The following is a 19,207-nucleotide window of genomic DNA, read 5'->3' on the forward strand; positions in this document are numbered from 1 at the left end:
TGGGATTAAGGGGGGTGGGAGGGGTTGGGGGTGGGGTGTTTTTATCATGGTCAATTTACCGTACATGATATCAAATATAATCATGACACAAGTAAAAAAGTTTGCTCAAGCACTGTTTTAGAAGTATTTGCCAATTGATTCTCAGTCTGTTCTACTTTAAGTAGAATCGCCCTGATACAATAATCTGCGATCGCCTAATACCAATTTGCAATTGCAAGAACGCAATTCACAATGCGGTAACGATTACACAACTTAGTGTAACGATTACACAACTTAGTGTAACGGTTCCACAAGTTAGTGTAACGGTTACACGACTTAGTGTAATGGTTCCACAACTTAGTGTAACGGTTACACGACTTAGTGTAGCGGTTCCACAAGTTAGTGTAGCGGTTCCACAAGTTAGTGTAACGGTTACACGACTTAGTGTAATGGTTCCACAACTTGGTGTAATGGTTACACGACTTAGTGTAATGGTTCCACAACTTGGTGTAATGGTTACACGACTTAGTGTAATGGTTCCACAACTTGTGGTGGGGAAATAATTACAGGACTTACGCAAAAATTGCCAAAAAGGTTAATTTATCGAACCGCCCTTCGGGTTCGCCAGTTCCCCATCTCGGCAGAAGCCAAGACGGGGACTGGACTCACCAAGACGCCAAGAACGCCAAGAATTCTTAGAGGATGTTTGCAAAGTCGAAAAGTATACTAAGAACCCCTCTCCAAACCTCTCCCCGAAACGGAGAGAGGCTTTGAAACCCCCATTCCCTCGTAGGGAAGGGGGGCTTGGGGGGTTAGGTTTTTAAGATTTTGATGTTAGCAATGATACTTTTCAAACAACCTCTTAGAGTGTGCGTAAGTCCTAAATTAGTAACCAATGCCCAATGCCCTATGCCCCATTCCCTATTCCCTATTCCCCAATTTTAAATTTATCGACAGATGCTTGTAGTTGCTGTGCTAATTCTAATGTTTGTTGTATAGAGTCAGATACAATGCTAGATGAATCTGCGGTGGATTTTGAAACTTTAGCAAATTGTTTGAGCAATGATGCGATCGCTTGGGATGTTTCTGTCTGAGATGCTGTGGCTGTAGAAATTGACTGCACTAAATGATTAATTTGCTCGGACGCATCTATAATATTTTCTAAGCTGAGCTTGGTATTTTGCACAACATTAGCTTTTTCCACCACTTCGGTAGTTTCCAATTCTACAATTTTGACAACTTCTGTAGTTTCCGATTCGATGTTCTTTAAGATGTGCTGAATTTCTTTTGTTGCTTCCCCAGACTGCACAGCCAATTGAGCGATTTGTTCCACTAGGGCAGCAAAACCTCGACCTTGATTACCCATCCACGCGATTTCAACATTAGCATCGTTAGCTAACAAGTTGGTTTGCACGGCAATTTCTTGAATCAAGGAGGCAAGAAGGGCAATTTTTTGAGAAGATTGACTGAGATATTTGACTTTTTTAGCTATTTGTGCATTTATTTGTTGCAAATTCAAGATACTTTCAACAGTAGAAGCGATCGCAGCTTTGGCTGCTTGTGCTGTATCAGAGGTGGTGCTGATTAGTTCCTCTGCTTGATGGACACTATTTGCTACTACTTGAATCGAGTGATGCATATTATCTACTTCTTCAATAGCGTAGCTTATCTCTTCGGCTTGTTTGAGCGTTTCATCTGCCAATTGCTGCATGGCATCAGAGTTGTTGCCAAGGGAAACATTTAACTGTTGGGCTGTTTTTCTAACTTGAATAATAATTTGTCGTAAGTTGTCGATAATGCTATTAAAAGCATCAGCCACTAAGTTAATTTCACTGTTTGTCAGATGAACAGTTAAATCTCCTTTAATTGCTTCTTCAACTTCACCCAGAAGTTGTAGTATCTGGCTTTGCAGGTCTTCTTTAGCACGCTTTAATTCTTCTTCTCCTGGCTGGGGTGAAGCAATTTCATCTAGTACCCCAATAAAATTTATGACTTGCCCAAATGTGTCTCGTACTGGAGAAATTGTTAATTCACACCAGAACTGGCTCTCATCCTTGCGGTAACTTTTGAATATAACTTGGCATTCGCTCAAATCGCGCACTGCATTATCTAATTTTTCAAGTGTCGCTTTTTCTGTATCGCTTCCTTGCAGAAATTGGTAGTTGCGTCCTATTACCTCTTGTAGTGGGTAGCCTGTAATTTTTTCAAAAGCAGCATTGCAATATATAATTGGGTTTTCTGGTTGACGTGGGTCAGTAATAAAAATAGCCTTACTGGTTGCGGCAATGGCGCGATCGCGCATTCGTAAAACTTTTTGGGACTGCTCTAGTTCATGCAGTAGACCCGCTTGTTGTAAGGCAGTACTAACTTGAATTGCTAATTGTCTCAATAAATCAATTTCAAAGTTTTGCCAATATCGAGGTTGAGAGCATTGATGAACACACAATAAGCCCACAAGTTGATTATTAGTGATGAGCGGTGCAATTAAATTAGCCTTGATTTGAAAACCTTCAAGAATTTTCTTATGGCAATCTGTAAAACCAGCTTTGTGAATATTGTTAGTAGCTCGAACTCTACCATTTTTATACATTTCAATGTAATTTTCTCGGAAGGGGTCATTGACTATTTTCCCCAAGGTTTTGATCCAACCTGCTCCTACTGACTCGGCGATAATAGTACCACTCCAATCAGCATTGAAACGATATATAACCACACGATCAGCTTTCAATGCTTGCCGAATTTCGTGGACAGTTGTGTTGAGTACATCATCTAACTGTAGCGATCGCCGAATTTGCAAGGTAATCTGTGTAAATAGATGTGAGCCTTTAACTTGAGTGTCTTGCTGTTCTAAAAGCTTGATTTGAGTAGTCAAACGCCGATCTACAAACGAAGTCATCAGTGCAAAACCGAGAATGAACAAGGTGGCAATACCGATGGACACAGCCAGCCAAGTTAGAGAATTGTTAGTTGTCTCACTTGCAGATAATGCTTTAGGGTTGGTTGGCGTAAACATGACGCTAGCCATCCCTGTGTAGTGCATTCCAGCAATGGCTACTCCTATCAAAAGCCCACTGACAATTTTAGACCGCCGCAAAGTTTTGCCAGTCTGCATCCGTAGTTGGAATGAAATCCATAGGGTTGCAATTGAGCCTGCGATGGCGATCGCAAAAGCAAGCACAAACAGTAGAATATTATATTGAATCGTTGCTTCTATCCGTATCGCCAGCAATTGAATGTAGTGTATGAACGCGATACCGATACCTATTAATGTTCCACCAATCAGCAATTGCCAAGTACTTAAGGTTGGACGACTGGCAAAGTAAAATGTGCCTGCTGAAGCGAAGACGGCAGGCAGCATAGAGATTAGCACAGTCAACATGTTATAAGCCATCTGCATCGGCAGACTAAAGGCTAGCATGGCTACAAAATGCATTGACCAGATACCAATACCCATGACGATGGCACCGCCAATCCACCAAGCGACTTTAGCCCATGATTTGGCTGCTGTCACCCGAAAAGCCAAATCAAGAGCAGTGTATGCGGACAGAACTGCAATCACAATCGAAAGCGCTATCAGGCGCGGGTCATATGTGCTACTCATAGCTTGGGGAATTGGGAATTGGGAATTGGCAAGAGGAATAAAATTACTCCTAACCTTTGTTAAGTCTTATTTTTTAACCGACATGGCTGATATTCTATCAATTTGCATTTGTATTTGAAATTTTCCTATGTCATCTTTAAAAGTCAATGGCGTAATATCTTAACAAATAAGGGCTAAATTGATTTAGCGGGTTATTAGCAAGCATTTAGAGATTATTTTATTTATTGCTATTACAGCAGTATCTTCCTGAATTTGAAATAGGCATGATGAGATAACCAAGTCCTCACCAATTATTTGAGTTCAATTCAGTTTCAATCAGTAGTAGTTTCAATAATGGTAGTTATATAATATGACTTTTTTAGTTGCCCAAGTCGCTTGGGGAAACGGCTCTAGCTCTTTGTCCAGAAAATTTTCTTGCTTTTTTAATTGATTTTTCTAATTTTCCCACTTTTCTTACTTTTCATACTTAAAATTTTTTAATAAATTCAACTGATTCTTGAAGAGGAACTAATTTTTTTTCCTTTATATATACTTTATGATGTTACTAAAAATAGCAAATTATGATATCCTCCTACTGGTATACTAAAAAAACAGTATGAGGCTACCTGTTTAAACATTTATGTTAATAACAGAGTATTAATTTATACTTAAAGATAGCCGCTGCCAATTTTGTGCAAACAGGCGTTTGTAGCGTGTCAATGATGAATAAGAAGGGTAAAGATGAGAGGGATAGTGCTGAAGTAGCTGCTTGTTCCTTTTCCCCTTGTCCTTCTTTGGTAAAGAGTGCTTTCAAATAAACCTCAGTAAAGAACAAGGAATGAATTCAACACTTTTGAGCGATCGCTATCGCATTATTAGCGTACTTGGAACTGGTGGATTTTGTGAAACATTCTTAGCCGAAGATACACAAATGCCTTCGGGACGACGTTGTGTAATTAAGCAACTAAAACCTATTAATGATAACCATCAGGTTCACCATCTGGTACAAAGGCGATTTCAAAGAGAAGCCGCCATTTTAGAAGAACTTGGAGGAGCTTGTCCTCAAATTCCTAACCTATATGCCTACTTTCAGGCATCTGGGCAATTTTATTTAGTACAAGAATGGATTTTCGGGCAAACCCTCAGCCAAATAGTCAAACAAAACGGTTGCTTAGGCGAACGTGAGGTTATCCCCATCTTAATAAATTTGCTAAAAGTGCTGGATTTTGTCCATAGCAAAGGCATGATCCACCGCGACATTAAGCCAGACAATATTATTCTGCGTGTATCGGATAGCAAACCAGTGTTAATTGATTTTGGCGCTGTGCGAGAAACCATGGCAACAGTGATAAATTATGAAGGGAATATCACCAGTTCAATTGTCATTGGTACACCGGGGTTTATGGCGAATGAACAAGCAGCAGGACGCCCAGTTTTTGCTAGCGACTTGTATAGTTTAGGGTTAACAGCAATTTACCTATTGACAGGTAAATTGCCGCACGAATTGGCTACAGATGCCTATAGTGGGGAAACTATTTGGGAGCGGAATGCCATAAGCCCAAATTTGGCAGCAATACTAAAAAAAGCAATTCGATCTGATGTTAGGGAACGCTATCCTAGTGCAAAAGCTATGCTTGATGCTTTAAAGAGCATTGCAAATTCCGCTGCACCACAAGTATCTGCTTTTAACCAACTGTCCAGTTTGACTAATTCTGCTATCCAAGAACCTGCTGTACAAAGTAGTAAACAAAACGCAATTTTTCTTGGTAGTACTCTAGTCACAGGTGGATTAATCGGTGGTTGTGTGATTATTGGTCTTTTGTTGGCAAATTCTTATCAATTAGGTTCATATAAAGAAGTTACATCTTCCCTACTCCCGAAACAACAAATTTCAGGAAATCCTTTTTTATTATCTCCTCCATCTATAACACCACGTTCTCAAACAAGTACAACTGCTAAATCACCAATTGCCAATAGTGCTAATCTGCCTAATTCTTTTTATTTCATCCCTGATTCGACCGTCCCAAATCTGCAAACTGCTCTAGAGCGATTTCAAAGTTTACAAGCAGAAGGTTATGCTAAATCAGGGGTGTTTTGGATACCAGATTATCCCAATTTTTCAGATAAACCTTTATTTGTCGTTTATGTTGTTACATTTAAAGATCGTCCTAGTTGTATTGATTTTCTAAAAACTTATGGAATAAATAATCCAAAAGCATATTGTGCCTTTGCTAGTAAAGATCCAAATGCACCCTCCGGTCGTGAGTATTTTAAAGAAATAAAGTAAGGGAACAAAGAACAGCCCAGGTTGATCAATTGGAAGTAGGTTGCACATTTATACACAGTTTTCACAGAATCTGGAGTCAATCATGTCTTCTAAAATGGTTGTTATTTCTTTGATGGTAGGTGTACTGTTTAATGCAGCGCCAAGCGCTGATTTATTCTATGAAACTGGCTTAGAAACTTATAGTAAAAACTCTACATTGCTGGCTCAGACTACTAATACTATTGGAAAGACCTATTATGTGTCCGCTGTAACTGGTAATGACAGCAATAACGGTCTAACAACAGATAAACCATTTAAAACTATACAAAAAGGAGTAGATGCTGCTAAAGCAGGCGACACTGTGTATGTGATGAATGGTACATACACACAAGTAACGGGATCTAATAGAATTGTTTTCTTTCACCATAAAGATGGCACTCCTCAAGCACCTATCACCCTTAAGGCTTACCCTGGCCACAAGCCAGTTCTCAAGTCAAATAATATCTGGGCTATTCTGATAAGTGGTTGTTCCTACATTAATATAGAAGGACTCACACTTATAGGCCCTAAAGATAGCATTAATTTAAAGTACGCACAGCAGAAAAAAAAGGTGTTTTATGACCCTCTTACTGGAAGCTCAGGTATTACAATTGCGTCTACTGTTGTGAAAGGAACCAAGGAAATAGAAAGACGTGCCCATCACATAGCCATACGTAATAACAACATTTCTAAATTTAGCGCAGCAGGCATAGTCACAAATCTCAGTGACTACATTACTATTGAAGATAATATAGTTTCAGAAACTTCTTGGTACACATCACAAGGTACTCAAGCTATTTCCATGCTGCATAATTTAAACTTTGATAATAATACAACTGATTATAGAAATATTATCAAGGGAAACGTAGTTTATAATAACCGCAGTTTTATTCCTTGGGATGGTAGAGCAGTAATCACCGAGGGTCATGGTATTATGATAGACTCCTCCAAGCAAACTAAAGTAGGCTCTGTTAATATTCCTTATACAGGAAAAACTTTAATCTCAAATAACATTGTCTATAATAATGGAGGCTCTGGAATTGTTGCTCTTCGGAGTGCGAATGTTGATATTGTTAATAACACAACTTACCAGAATGGGCAAAGTCCTGAATATACTAAAACAGCGGGTGAGATAGATGCTATTGGCAGTTCTAACATCAAGGTTTTTAACAATATAATGCAAGCTAAGCCTAACGGATTAGTGAATAACGTCGCTGGTGCAACTCAAACCACCTATAGCAACAACTTAGTTTTTAACTCCACAAAATATAGGGGTATTGGCAGTAGGACAATTGGGAGCAAACCCTAAATTTGCAGATACATCCAAAAGTAATTTTTCTCTGTGATTTAACTACTTCGGATGGTCTGTCTCCTACTGACCAAGACAATTTGAGATTTTAAATTTGAGATTTTGGATTCAAGTCAAAATCTCAAATTTAAAAAAAGGTTTCATAACCACCACGGTTTCAACTATGGAACAAATCCAAAATCGTCAATCCAAAATTGGTTGACCAGATAAAATTCGATGGCGCTAAAGCATAATCAAACCCAGCCGCACACCAACAGTTACAGCCTCGGTGCGGGTGGAGACACCGAGTTTCTGAAAAATAGAGGAAACGTGAAATTTAACTGTATGTTCTGAGATGTGGAGGCGTTTGGCGATCGCTTTATTCCCCAAGCCGAAACCAAGCATACCTAAAACTTCTATCTCCCTTGGTGTCAAAGTTTGCACAGGGTTAGCGACAACTTTTTCCCGCATAGGTAGCAATTCGATCATATCCGGATGTAGCACCACCAAACCAAAAGCGATCGCCTCCACAGCCGCGACAATTTCTGATTCTGTGCTGGTACTAGGCAATATACCCCGCACACCAGAACGTAACGCCGCTTCCAAGTCAATATTATCGAGTTCTTCAACAATCACGATGATTCCTAATGGATATTGCTGTTCTTGGATGAGTAGCAATTTTTCCCATACTGACTGAGAATTATTGCTTAAATCTAACAACACCACATCAGGTTGTAATTGCTGAACTTCCCTTGCAAGTTCATCCAAGTTGGATGCACTCCCCACAACCGTCAACTGAGGATTACTACTCACCACAGCTGATAACCCAGCCCTGACTACAGGGGAAGTAGCAACTACCATCACCCGAATCATCTCGCCTCCACAGCAGGTTTCTCACTTCGCAAGAAAACATCAACAACAAATTGCCGCTTACCCCGCAGAACTTGTAGTGCTATTGATTTGTTAGCGTTACTGTGGAGATATCTGGCTAAGTCATCAGGTTTAGTGAATAACCGCCGTGAAACTCCCACCAGCACATCACCAACTTGCAAACCAGCAGTTTCTGCCGCACTGTTAGATAGCACAGACAACACCAATAAACCTAAACTGCGTCTGCTTAACAGCACAGGTTGCAGTGACACCCCCAGTTGCGGACGCTGATAACCACTTAAAAAGCGGACTACAGTTTTGCTAGGTATAGCCACAGCCAAATTGTTGGCAATCATCGTGTTAATTCCCACGACTCGGCCGAGACAGTCAGCCAGCGGCCCCCCAGAATTGCCAGGATAAAGTCTAATATCAGCCATGACTACACGCGGATTATTTGCAGAGATAATCCCGGTAGTCACAGCGCCAGTGTCAGCCAAAGGATTACCCACAGCTAAGACTAACTCACCCACTCGCAGCCTATCAGAATCACCGATGCTTGCAGTGTTGAGGTCTGTGGCGGCAATTTTCAGGGCTGCCAAATCCTGTTGTGGGTCAAAGCGAGTGCGTACAGCTGCAAATACGCGTCCATCAGACAATTCCACAGTTGCTTGATTGCTAGTTACCACATGGGCGTTAGTGATAATTAACCCATCAGCTTGCCAAATCACACCAGAACCGACTTCCAAAGAACCGTTTTTCACTTTCACAGTGTGATGGCGTAGCTTAGCAGCTAACACTGCCAATTCATCAGCTATGTTGGTAGTTATGCTAGTCATATTTTTGGAATTACGAATTACGAATTACGAATTACGAATTACAAATTACTCAGCAGGTCTTTCGCCAACTGCGATCGCTAACTCAATTAATGTCCCACCTCGGATAATCTGTACAGGTACGCTTTTACCAATGCGATCGCTATTATTGAGTAGTGCTAGCACATCACCTGTATCACTCACGGCAATGCTATCAAATGTCACTAAAACATCACCCAGCAACACACCAGCATTTTCAGCAGGCCCTGAAGGTTCCACATTGACCACAATCACCCCAGTAGCAGCAGGTAAATTCAGGGCTGTTTTCAGGTTTTTGGGCAAACGCACAGGTTGCATACCTACACCCAGATAGCCCCGTGTAATGCGTCCTTTGGATTGTAATTGATTAACCACGCGATCGACTGTAGCCGCAGGGATAGTTAAAGCCGTACCGCGCCGCCCCGATGTATTCATACCTACCACATTACCCGCAGCATCTACCAGTGGCCCACCTGCAAAGCCAGGGTAAAGAGAGATGTCTGGACGGATGAATTGGTCGATATTCCCGCCACTCATACTCCGCCAAGCGCCACTCACCACACTCACCGCACCCATAGCCGCCCGCAAGTCGCCTTCGCTACTTCTTGCCAGTCCCAATACTAGATGACCGACTTTGAGTGTAGTAGCATCACCAATTTTCGCCACAGGTATATCTGCGTTTTGCAGTTGGAACACAGCTATATCAGTGCTAGAGTCATGACCTACAAGCGTTACAGGTAACGTGCGTCCATCTCCTAGAGTGATAGAGATTTCGTCATAACGCTGAAGCGATTCGTCAGAGGTAACAATGATACCTTGACGCCAGTGAATGCCACTTGGGGAAATTCGTGTACCAGCGTTAACTGCAACTACAGAACTGCCAGCTTGTTCTACGGTGTCAGCTAAACTGTTGGACAAAGCCAGTAATGAGGACATAAAAATTCTCCGCAAACGTTTCTGGATGCTCATATCGTGCCGTTTTATGCTGATATACGGCATCAGAAAAACGGGGAGAATTCACCCTAGAAAAATGGCTAGTACTGAGGTTGCAGAAGTAAAATAACCATTCTGTGGCATACTAAGTGATGTTTGATTTTAGTGCCTTGGTGGTAAACAATTAAAGAACCACACAAGACTCTAAGACATAAAACGTTTCTATTCGTTCTGGGCTACACAGTTCATGACGACCACTTTGTACTAGGCTAATTTTATTTTTTAATTAAAAAATAATTAATTTACTGGTTTATGATTAATAACATTAGACTTTGGATTGAAGCTTGTAAAGAGCTAGAAATTAATTTTGAATTTATTCATCCTAATCAAAACCTAATTAAATTAATAATAAATAATAAAAATTATTATTTTGCTAATTATGATACACCTTTTGTATCTAAAATAATTAGTGAGATGTTTCAATACAGGGACTATACTTATCACCTTTTAAAGGGTATAGTCAATGTCCCTAAAACAAAGGCTTTTTTATCCCCTTTTTGCCAAGACCCACTATATAAAGATTGGGCATATTCTGAATACAGAGATATTGACTTTCTTGTAGAAGAAATCAATCAAACCTTTTCTCTACCAGTAATTATTAAGAAAACTGCTAAATCTTCGGTTAATAATGTGTTTATATGCCATGATAGGGATAATTTGAGAATATCACTAGAAAAAATTTATCAATTTAATAGTGACAAATATAATAACTTTGCCCTTGCTAGCGAATATATTGATATTAACCATGAGTATAGGGCTATTATTTTTAATAACGAATTGTTTTTAGTATATGAAAAAAGTAGACTAGAGCCTCACTTGAGCAGTGATCTATCTCCAACAGACTGTAAAGTATCAAAATATGTATATATAAACAATGAAAATTTAATTGATAATATTAATAATTTTATTCAACCAATTTTCAAAAAAATTCCCATCAGTTATGGTCAGTTTAATATTGCTTTGGACAAAAACGGTGAATATTGGTTAACTGAGATAATTCCTCATCCTAATTTTGATAGCTTCATCAAGAATAATAGTGAACAAATTATAGTAGATATGTTTAAGAGAATGCTAATTAGTTTAGGTAGTGAATAATATCTACTTTTATTAAATGTAAATTTAAATTTAGGATGTGACAATAAATAATAAATCATATTATTTATTAATAAGCGTGAAATACATCTCAACACCTGACCTTAGTAAAGAAAGCGAAGATCAAGTACAGGTTTAGCGCATTTATAAAACGCTATACTCAGCTATAAATGCTGCTTTCACTAGAGTATTGACTCTCATAAAAAATTAAGCTAAATTTATCAATTAGTAAAAATATTCTTAACTTAATGCTTTATGAATAATAATATTAGACTTGTGATTGAAGCTTGTAAAGAATTAGATATCTATTTTGAAATTATCCATCCTACTCAGAATTTGCTGAGACTCATAATCGGTGATAAATACTTTTATTTTTATAACTCTTGTACACCTTTTATAACTGATTCTTCAATTGGTAAACTCTTTAAAGATAAAGAATATACTTATTTTTTATTAAAAAATACAATCAATGTCCCTAAGACTAAGGGATTTTTATCTCCTTTTAGCGAAGCCAGATTCAAAAAATATTTGTTATTTGAAGATATAACTTCTATTTTACAAGCAATACAAAAAGATTTCATTATGCCGCTAATCATCAAAAGAAATTCAGGTAGTGGTGGAACTAATGTATTTTTATGTCACAACGAAGAGGAAATTGAATTATCTCTCAAGCAAATTTTTGATATGAATAGTAAAGATTATGATTATATTGCTCTGGCTCAAGAATATATTGATATAGCTCATGAATATAGAGCTATTATTTTCCATAACGAACTACTGCTACTGTATGAAAAAAGTAAAGCTGAAGCTAAATTTGTCGGTAATCTATCTCCCTTGCACTGGGAAGGTGCCAAAGCTGTACACATAACAGATCAAAATGTAATTTATGCTATTGAAAACTTTATCAAACCAATATTCAAAGAAATTCCAGTTACTTATGGCGGTTTTGATATAGCTCAAGATAAAAATGGTAAATATTGGTTAATTGAAATCAATTCTTGCCCTAAATTTGATATTTTTATCAGAGACAACAACGAAGCAATTATACTAGAAATTTTAAAAACAATGTTAAAAAAATTAAAGTAAATTATTGACCTTGATATAAAATTAGGCTAATTTCACTATTTAACCAATAAAATAAATTTATTAATTGATGCTTACAAATATTAGACTCTTGTTAGAAGCTTGCAAACATTTAAATATAGAATTTAAATGTTTGCATACTAATGATAATTTGGTTAGAGTAGTCATTAATCAAAAACCGTATTATTTTACTAATTTTTCTACTCCTTTTCTTCCTCAATCAATTAGTCAAATATTTAAAGACAAGGACTACACTTATCACCTTTTCAAGGATAAAGTTAATGTCCCTAAAACCAAGGCTTTTCTATCACCTTTCTGTGAAGATAAGTATAAAATATATTTGGAACATCAGGATATTGACTCGATTTTAGAAGCAATACAAAAAACATTTGTGTTACCTGTAATCATCAAAAGAAATTCGGGTAGTAGTGGAACTAATGTATTTTTGTGCCAAAATATAGAACAAGTTAGATTTTCTCTAGAAAAAATTTTTGATGTTAACAGTAAAGAATATGATTACGTTGCACTTGCTCAAGAATATATTGATATCGTTCATGAATATCGAGCAATTGTTTTTAAAAACAAATTGCTGCTATTGTATGAAAAAAGTAAAGCTGAAGCTCAATTTATTGGCAACCTCTCTCCATTACACTGGGAAGGTGCAAAAGCTATACATATCACAGAGACAAGGGTAGTTTCTGCAATTGAAAACTTTATTAAACCAATTTTTCCAGATTTTCCCATAGATTATGCTGGGTTTGATATAGCTCTAGATAAAAATGGTAAATATTGGTTAATTGAAATCAACTCTCACCCTAATTTTGATATTTTCATTAGGGATAACAATGAACGAATTATTGTAGAAATGTTTAAAACAATATTGCAAAATTTAAGTTGATAATTAAGAAAATTGTGATTGCTCATGTTGATTTGATTAAATTAACCTCAGTTCGGGTTAAGAAGATTTTATCGAACCGCCCTTCGGGTGACGCTCGCAAGCTCGCTACCGCTGCGCTAACGCCAGTTCCCCATCTCGGCAGAAGCCAAGACGGGGACTGGACTCACAGAGGCACAGAGATCACAGAGTTATGAGAGTTTGAGAGATGTTTTGCGTAAGTTTTAGGAGTTTCAGCCAACGATAGAATCATGGTTTGGGCTTATCCCGAACTCAGGTTAAATTCTTAAAAGCTAACTCTAGCGCTTTGAGTTGTGCTTGTGCTTTATTGAGAGACTCGTGCCATTCTTTTTGTGGATCGCTATCTGCAACAATGCCAGCACCAACTTGCCCCCAAACAATAGCATCTGATGTAGAATCACTGATATTAGTATATAAAAGCGTGCGAATCAAAATATTTAAATCGAGGTTTCCCCGCCAATCTAAATAACCGCAAGAACCATAAAATAAATTGCGTTTTACGGGTTCGAGTTCTTCAATAATTTCCAGACAACGAACTTTAGGACAACCCGTAATCGTACCCCCAGGAGATACTGCTCGAATCAAATCTACCGCGTTATAGTTTGGCTTTAGCGTACCAATAACGTTGCTAACAAGATGCATAACATGGCTGTAACGTTCAATGGTGAGAAGTTCATCAACCTTTACAGTTCCCCACTCGCAAACTCTACCGATATCATTACGCTCTAAGTCAACAAGCATAATATGTTCGGCTCTTTCCTTGGTGTTAGCGATTAATTCTTGCGCTAACTGTTCATCTTGGGTAGGGGTGACACCACGCGATCGCGTTCCCGCAATTGGTCTAGTCTGAACTTTCCTTCCTGACAACTCAATTAACCGTTCTGGCGAACAACTGATAATTGCTCCCCAAGGTGTTCGCCAATAACTTGCAAACGGGGAAGGATTAATTTGCTGCAAAGCTCGATAAATTGACCAGCTATCAACAGGAGTATGCGCTTCAAATCGCAATGATAAATTAGCTTGAAAGATATCGCCAGCTTGAATATATTTCTTAGCTTGCTGCACCGCCTTGATATACTCTTCCTGAGACATTTGCAAAGTGGGAGTCACAGGTTGATTTTTATCAGTTGGTGGGAAATTCTGGATTTTTCTATCTCCATCTCCTTGCTTTAGCTGACATTCCATCGCATCGAGTTGAGCAGCATTTGTTGTAGCTAACCAGAGAATTTGTTGTTGATGATCCAGCACTGCAAATGATTCTGGTTCATACCAGTAAGCGATTGGGAAAGGAAGCGGATCAGCTTTCAGTTGGGGAAGTTGCTCGATTTCCCATGCTAAATCATATCCCAGCCATCCCAGCCAACCACCTGTAAAGGGAAGTTCAAAAGGTATAGTCGAGTCTGCTGCTTGTTGGGGTTGAGTGTTGAGCAGACGGCGAAGAAAAGGTAAAATTTCTCCTACAGGCGGTGTCCACAGCTGCGGTTGACCATTGATGTAGCGAGGAGAACCTGCACAAATGGAATATCGAGCCAGCGAGGTGTTTGATGTCCCTGGACTTTCTAAGAGGGTGGCAATGTTTTGACGACAATCACCAGACAATGATTCAGTATTTTTACTGCGATTGAGAAATAGCGCTGCAAAAACTTGTGAACCACTGCGTTGAGCCAGAGGTAACTTGCGCCAATGCCAAGGTTGTATCCGTTTCATCATTGATACCTGGCTAAATTTTCGTAGAGCGTAGACGCAAAGCGGCTTGTCGCCAGACATCGCTTGCGTATTCTCACAACACCTTACTGAAACTGGTGTTTCATCCCACTGCTTGGGGTGCAGAATGTTTGCGATCGCAATATTTACATCTACTCGGTGGTGAAAACTAGCCTTGTGTTGAGAGAATCTCTTGGCAATTTGAGCCATTGTCTGTTTTGTTACCGGATGAATCCAATCAGGCACCAACAGCGCTAAAGGTACGGCTACGTAAGCGTAGCGCAGGATATCTGCGGCTGGTAATTCTAGCTCTTGCGTTGACAGAATCTCTTGGTCGTAAAGTACAAGGTCTAAGTCAAGACTACATTTAACTTTACCTTCCTCTCCCCGAATTCGCCCTAAACTATCTTCTATGGAGCGCAACACTTGCTCGTGTAGGTCTAGTGGTGGTAAATTTGTCTCTATAAGGCAAACGCCATTAAGATACGGTAAGCTAGTAGCTTTCCCAACGGCTGGGTTTTCGTATACTGGAGATACAGTTAATATTTGTACCTGTTGACTCAGAGCTTTTAACCCCTCAATCAAATTGAACTTTGCTTCATAGTTAGAACCAAAAGAAATTACAGCCAAAAACACTTACAGTAATCCTAAATAAATTGTAAACTTCTCGTTTGTTAAAATTAACAATCTGTTTCATCTCGACTTGAGGTATTTCTGGATAGTATGCTTATTGACTAAAAATAGCCAATTAGTGCCATAGCAGAGTTTGTCAAGCTTATATTAAGTTACAATACCTTGGTCAATTTACGAATAGTTAGCTCAGATATTGCACCAGATTTATCCTCTCCCAATAAATAAATTTCCGAGGCTAAAAGCACAAGTAAGCTAAAGCTTACTAAATATAAATTTCAATCCGTTTTAACGGACTTTAACTATAAGCCTTGAACAGGCATACTCAGGGGGAGGTGAAAGATATGAATGTGCCAATACGAATAAAAATCAGGACTTACGCAACTGGCACAAATATTTTCTGCGATGGCAATCAATAGTCAAGAGTCAAGGGTCAAAGTTCAGGTTTTGTTGACTTTTGACTTTTGACTTTTGACAACCCAAACGAAAAAAATATGACACTTGCGTAAGTACTAAAAATGTATTTACTTGAAAGTTTTTACTCAGCACAAGCGCATTTTTACCGCTAAAAGTCTGGCTAGAATTGGTTTTTGCATTTATAATTTTTAGTAGCTTATCTATTTTTTTTGATTCTTCCGTCAAATAATTCTTCTATTAATTCACTTACTTGCTCTAAAGAATTCAAAACTCGGTAAGCTAAACTTGTGATTTTAGGAGATGGCTGTTCTATATCCGGAACCATAATAGGACACATCCCAGCTATAAAAGCTGCTTCCACACCTACAGATGAATCTTCAAAAACCACGCACTGCGAAGGCATCACATTAATTCTACGGCTAACTTCTAGAAAAATATCTGGAGCAGGCTTGCCAAAAGCAACATCTTCACTAGTTACAATTGTTGTAAAGTATTGGTGAATAGCAGCATCAGTTAAGCGTCGGATTGTTCTAACGCGAGATGTTCCGGTTGCCAACCCTATAATCACACCTAAGTTGCTTAGCCTATCTAGCAAATCTAATACACCTGCTTTTGTTGGTAAACCTTCTCTTATTTCTCGCTCATCTCCAATTTTAATACGTTGTGCTGTCACAGACTCAAAAGGAAAGTCTTCTCCATATCTTTTTTTCAACATTTTTTCTCGCCATGACAAATCTCGACCAATAAATTCATTGTATAAATCATTGCCCATCACATAGCCATGACTTTCTAGAGCTTGCTTCCAAGCCCAACGAGCAATGCTTTCTGTATCAAAAAGCAAACCATCCATGTCAAAAATTGCGGCTCGTATCACTGGTGATACACTCATAATAATTAGTAATTCCTAATTCAAACTACTTCAAAAATTTTATTAACAGCAGTATCCAATCTCTTATCATATTCGTGAAAAATACATACTTTCTAATTTGCCATCAGTGTTTTATTTAACAATTAACGCTGTTAATTGTTTTTGTGTATAATATGTAACAATTATAAGTTATTGTGAGCATCGTTTATATCTGTATGTCTACCGAATTTTTGATTGACATTTTTACTGAAATGAATTTTCAGAATAAAGTTGATAAAAGCAGTTGAGAACAATCGGGTATCACTTATAGAATCAAAATATTCAAATCAAAACTATACTAAATAATAATGTACCTCAATTCCAGAGAATTAGAAACAAATGTCCTAAGTTTATCTAGTAAATTGCCTTTATATGGTAAGAGAATTCTAGTGACAGCACCAAGAAACTATGCTTTGAGATTGTCTGAAAAAATCATTCAAAAAGGTGGTTTACCAATTTTATTGCCTGCTATTGAAACCTGCTATCTAGCAAATTACACTGAGTTAGATACTGCCCTCAGCAAAATAGACACATTTGATTGGATTGCCTTTACAAGTAGAAATGGCATCACTGCATTTTTTCATCGTATGCATGATTTGGGTATTCCCACATCCGTGCTACAAAATTGCCAATTGTCTGCTTTGGGAAAAGACTCAGAAAGCTTATTGTCTTTTTGCAATAAAATAGATTTAATACCAGCAGAATCTAGCCCCAGAGGAATTGTATCAGAATTAGCGAAAATACCTCACATTTCTCAGCAAAAAGTGCTGATACCTGCACCAGAATTTGTTGGTATACCTGAACCTAATGTTATCCCAAACTTAGTTTCAGATTTGCAGAAGTTAGGTATGGAAGTAACTCGCGTTCCTACCTATCTCACACAGTGTTTAGACAAAAATATTTATGCAGTTGAATTAAATCTAATTCGTCAAGGGATGATAGATATAATTGCTTTTAGTAGTACAGCAGAAATCGAAAGCTTTTTGAGAATGGTCAACTCACCAAGCGATTATCAAGACTGTCTTATTGCTTGCTTTGGCCCTTATACAGCTGCTAATGCTCAGAAATTGGGCATAAATGTCTCTATTATGTCAAAAGATTATAGCTCATTTGAAGGATTTGCAGACGCGATCGCTGAATTTTTTACTCTGCCATCAAAATAAGAAATTCTATTCCCTATTCCCAATAACGCCATTTGCGCCGCTGTCTGGCGAAGGAACGCACTGGCTCCTCAATTTCCCATTCTTCAAAAAATCAGTTTCTGGAATTACTACCGAACAAGCAAAAAAGCACCTTTAGAGAGAATTAGTGAGCTATGAAAGTGTGGTAGCGTTCAATCAAATACAGCATTTTCAATTAAACATATACAGCAGCAAAATGCTAAATTGGCTGGAATACAACCAACCAAAACTGCTGTATCTATCTGCCGACATAATACTAATTTTCTGAAAACTTGGAGGTAGCGAAACAAATGGAATTTGATTTTACAACTACTTTAGGGCTAATGGCAGGAGTATTAACTACAATTGCCTATTTACCTCAACTTATTAAAACTTGGAAATCTAAATCGGCTGAAGACCTTTCTTGGAGTATGCTGATTATTTTGTGTATAGGTATTATTTTGTGGTTAATTTATGGCGTTTCTGTTCATGATTTACCTATCCTTGCAGCTAACATCGTTACTTTAATTCTAGCTTCTGTGATTTTGGTGCTAAAGATCAGGTATAAGTAACTACAATCACTAACCACTGTACAATGTGCAGTAGTAACCCAGGCGAAACTCTAGACTACCAGTTGCCTAAGAAAAATGTAAGAAGCATCAGTAGTTGACAATAAGTTGACAATAAAAAGCACTCCCCTTTTGAGAGAGCGCTTTTTGTTTAGCTAAACAACATGACTGTCAGATACAAGCAGAAACTAGCCAGCTGATGCTAGATTAACTTTCACAACTTTGTTCTTTTTTCCTTCGACTTTAGGCAGTGTTAGATGTAAAATTCCATCTTTATATTCTGCACTAACTTTGGTATTTTGAATTCGAGTCTGTAAAGGAATAACGCGCTCGAATTTACCATATTGGAATTCGCTCTTAATTACACCTTTTTCTTCAGTTTTAGTTTCAGACTTCCGTTCACCACTGACGTAGACTGCTTTGTCTGTAACTTGTATATCTAAGTCTTTGACTTCGATTCCTGGAAGCTCTAGTTTGAGATGAATTGCGTTTTCAGTTTCTTCTAATTCAGCAGCCGGGACTCTAGATAAGCCTCTTTCAACAAACGCAGATAGTAACATATCCTCATCAAATAAACGATTAAGTTGGCGTTGCAGCGTATTGATTTATTGCCAGGAATTCCAACGTACTAGTGCCATATCTATTCCTCTTATAAGTAGTATTCTTCAGCAGTTCAGGTTATTAATCTTTGATTTGTTTTTATAGTATTCAAAAATCCAAGTGGTGTAAATTCGGTTTTTTCAACCCAATTATGATGATTGCCGAACAAGAGTATTCACAAAATCTCAGGTAGAGTAAATAACATCTTGATGGTTCGGTAAACTCTACAAAACTAAAGTTGCAGATGATCAGGTACTGGTATT

15 protein-coding genes and 1 pseudogene are annotated in these 19,207 nt (G+C 38.1%); 8 read left to right on the plus strand and 8 right to left on the minus strand.

Features of this window, described 5'->3' with window-relative positions; translation table 11 throughout:
* Nucleotides 1–323 precede the first annotated feature (323 nt).
* Nucleotides 324–542, plus strand: a complete 219-nt coding sequence (locus I8748_RS24730) for a hypothetical protein (protein ID WP_198127178.1) — start codon at nt 324–326, stop codon at nt 540–542.
* A gap of 365 nt (nt 543–907) precedes the next feature.
* On the opposite strand, the gene I8748_RS24735 is transcribed toward I8748_RS24730, so the two are convergent.
* Entirely contained in the window at nt 908–3,580 is a 2,673-nt protein-coding gene (locus I8748_RS24735; protein WP_198127179.1) for an MHYT domain-containing protein, read from the minus strand.
* An 817-nt stretch (nt 3,581–4,397) separates the two neighbouring features.
* On the opposite strand from I8748_RS24735, the gene I8748_RS24740 reads away from it, so the two are divergent.
* Together I8748_RS24740 and I8748_RS24745 are read left to right on the plus strand one after the other, a co-directional pair.
* Nucleotides 4,398–5,846 (plus strand): serine/threonine-protein kinase, encoded by a 1,449-nt coding sequence (locus I8748_RS24740; RefSeq protein WP_198127180.1) that lies wholly within the window; start codon nt 4,398–4,400, stop codon nt 5,844–5,846.
* Nucleotides 5,847–5,928: 82 nt separating this feature from the next.
* A complete protein-coding gene (locus I8748_RS24745; protein ID WP_198127181.1) occupies nt 5,929–7,173 on the plus strand; it encodes a right-handed parallel beta-helix repeat-containing protein in 1,245 nt (414 codons plus the stop codon).
* Nucleotides 7,174–7,395: 222 nt separating this feature from the next.
* Here I8748_RS24745 and I8748_RS24750 read toward each other — a convergent pair whose 3' ends face one another.
* The 3 genes from I8748_RS24750 to I8748_RS24760 are packed head-to-tail and all read right to left on the minus strand — an operon-like array spanning nt 7,396 to nt 9,809.
* Nucleotides 7,396–8,025 (minus strand): response regulator transcription factor, encoded by a 630-nt coding sequence (locus I8748_RS24750; RefSeq protein WP_198127182.1) that lies wholly within the window; start codon nt 8,023–8,025, stop codon nt 7,396–7,398.
* Nucleotides 8,022–8,858, minus strand: coding sequence for a S1C family serine protease (locus tag I8748_RS24755; protein ID WP_198127183.1), 837 nt, complete (start codon nt 8,856–8,858; stop codon nt 8,022–8,024). The genes I8748_RS24750 and I8748_RS24755 overlap by 4 nt, the downstream gene beginning before the upstream one ends.
* Before the next feature lie 45 nt (nt 8,859–8,903).
* The gene (locus tag I8748_RS24760) at nt 8,904–9,809 is read right to left on the minus strand and encodes a S1C family serine protease (protein ID WP_198127184.1); all 906 of its coding nucleotides are present in this window, start codon (nt 9,807–9,809) and stop codon (nt 8,904–8,906) included.
* Between the two features lie 309 nt (nt 9,810–10,118).
* Between I8748_RS24760 and I8748_RS24765 the strand changes: the two genes are divergently transcribed.
* The 3 genes from I8748_RS24765 to I8748_RS24775 all read left to right on the plus strand — a co-directional run bounded on the left by I8748_RS24765 (nt 10,119) and on the right by I8748_RS24775 (nt 12,939).
* Nucleotides 10,119–10,961, plus strand: coding sequence for an alpha-L-glutamate ligase (locus tag I8748_RS24765; RefSeq protein ID WP_198127185.1), 843 nt, complete (start codon nt 10,119–10,121; stop codon nt 10,959–10,961).
* A gap of 252 nt (nt 10,962–11,213) precedes the next feature.
* Complete coding sequence (locus tag I8748_RS24770; RefSeq protein ID WP_198127186.1) at nt 11,214–12,044, plus strand: ATP-grasp domain-containing protein; 831 nt, start codon at nt 11,214–11,216, stop codon at nt 12,042–12,044.
* A 67-nt stretch (nt 12,045–12,111) separates the two neighbouring features.
* A complete protein-coding gene (locus I8748_RS24775) occupies nt 12,112–12,939 on the plus strand; it encodes an ATP-grasp domain-containing protein (protein WP_198127187.1) in 828 nt (275 codons plus the stop codon).
* A gap of 270 nt (nt 12,940–13,209) precedes the next feature.
* Here the strand turns inward: I8748_RS24775 and I8748_RS24780 are convergent, their stop codons facing one another.
* The 3 genes and pseudogenes from I8748_RS24780 to I8748_RS24785 all read right to left on the minus strand — a co-directional run bounded on the left by I8748_RS24780 (nt 13,210) and on the right by I8748_RS24785 (nt 16,597).
* A complete protein-coding gene (locus I8748_RS24780) occupies nt 13,210–14,667 on the minus strand; it encodes an anthranilate synthase component I (RefSeq protein WP_225896540.1) in 1,458 nt (485 codons plus the stop codon).
* 249 nt (nt 14,668–14,916) lie between these two features.
* Nucleotides 14,917–15,297: pseudogene (folK, locus tag I8748_RS35330) on the minus strand (2-amino-4-hydroxy-6-hydroxymethyldihydropteridine diphosphokinase); the annotation flags it as partial.
* Between the two features lie 607 nt (nt 15,298–15,904).
* Nucleotides 15,905–16,597 carry an HAD family hydrolase gene (locus I8748_RS24785; RefSeq protein ID WP_198127189.1) on the minus strand — a complete coding sequence of 231 codons (693 nt, stop codon included), beginning with the start codon at nt 16,595–16,597 and terminating at the stop codon, nt 15,905–15,907.
* 326 nt (nt 16,598–16,923) lie between these two features.
* Between I8748_RS24785 and I8748_RS24790 the strand changes: the two genes are divergently transcribed.
* Nucleotides 16,924–17,778, plus strand: a complete 855-nt coding sequence (locus tag I8748_RS24790; RefSeq protein ID WP_198127190.1) for a uroporphyrinogen-III synthase — start codon at nt 16,924–16,926, stop codon at nt 17,776–17,778.
* A 308-nt stretch (nt 17,779–18,086) separates the two neighbouring features.
* Complete coding sequence (locus I8748_RS24795; RefSeq protein ID WP_198127191.1) at nt 18,087–18,347, plus strand: SemiSWEET family sugar transporter; 261 nt, start codon at nt 18,087–18,089, stop codon at nt 18,345–18,347.
* Between the two features lie 185 nt (nt 18,348–18,532).
* Here I8748_RS24795 and I8748_RS24800 read toward each other — a convergent pair whose 3' ends face one another.
* Nucleotides 18,533–18,949, minus strand: a complete 417-nt coding sequence (locus tag I8748_RS24800; protein ID WP_318781261.1) for an Hsp20/alpha crystallin family protein — start codon at nt 18,947–18,949, stop codon at nt 18,533–18,535.
* Nucleotides 18,950–19,207: the final 258 nt, after the last annotated feature.

This window comes from Amazonocrinis nigriterrae CENA67 (assembly GCF_016056305.1).
Classification (GTDB): Bacteria; Cyanobacteriota; Cyanobacteriia; order Cyanobacteriales; family Nostocaceae; genus Amazonocrinis; species Amazonocrinis nigriterrae.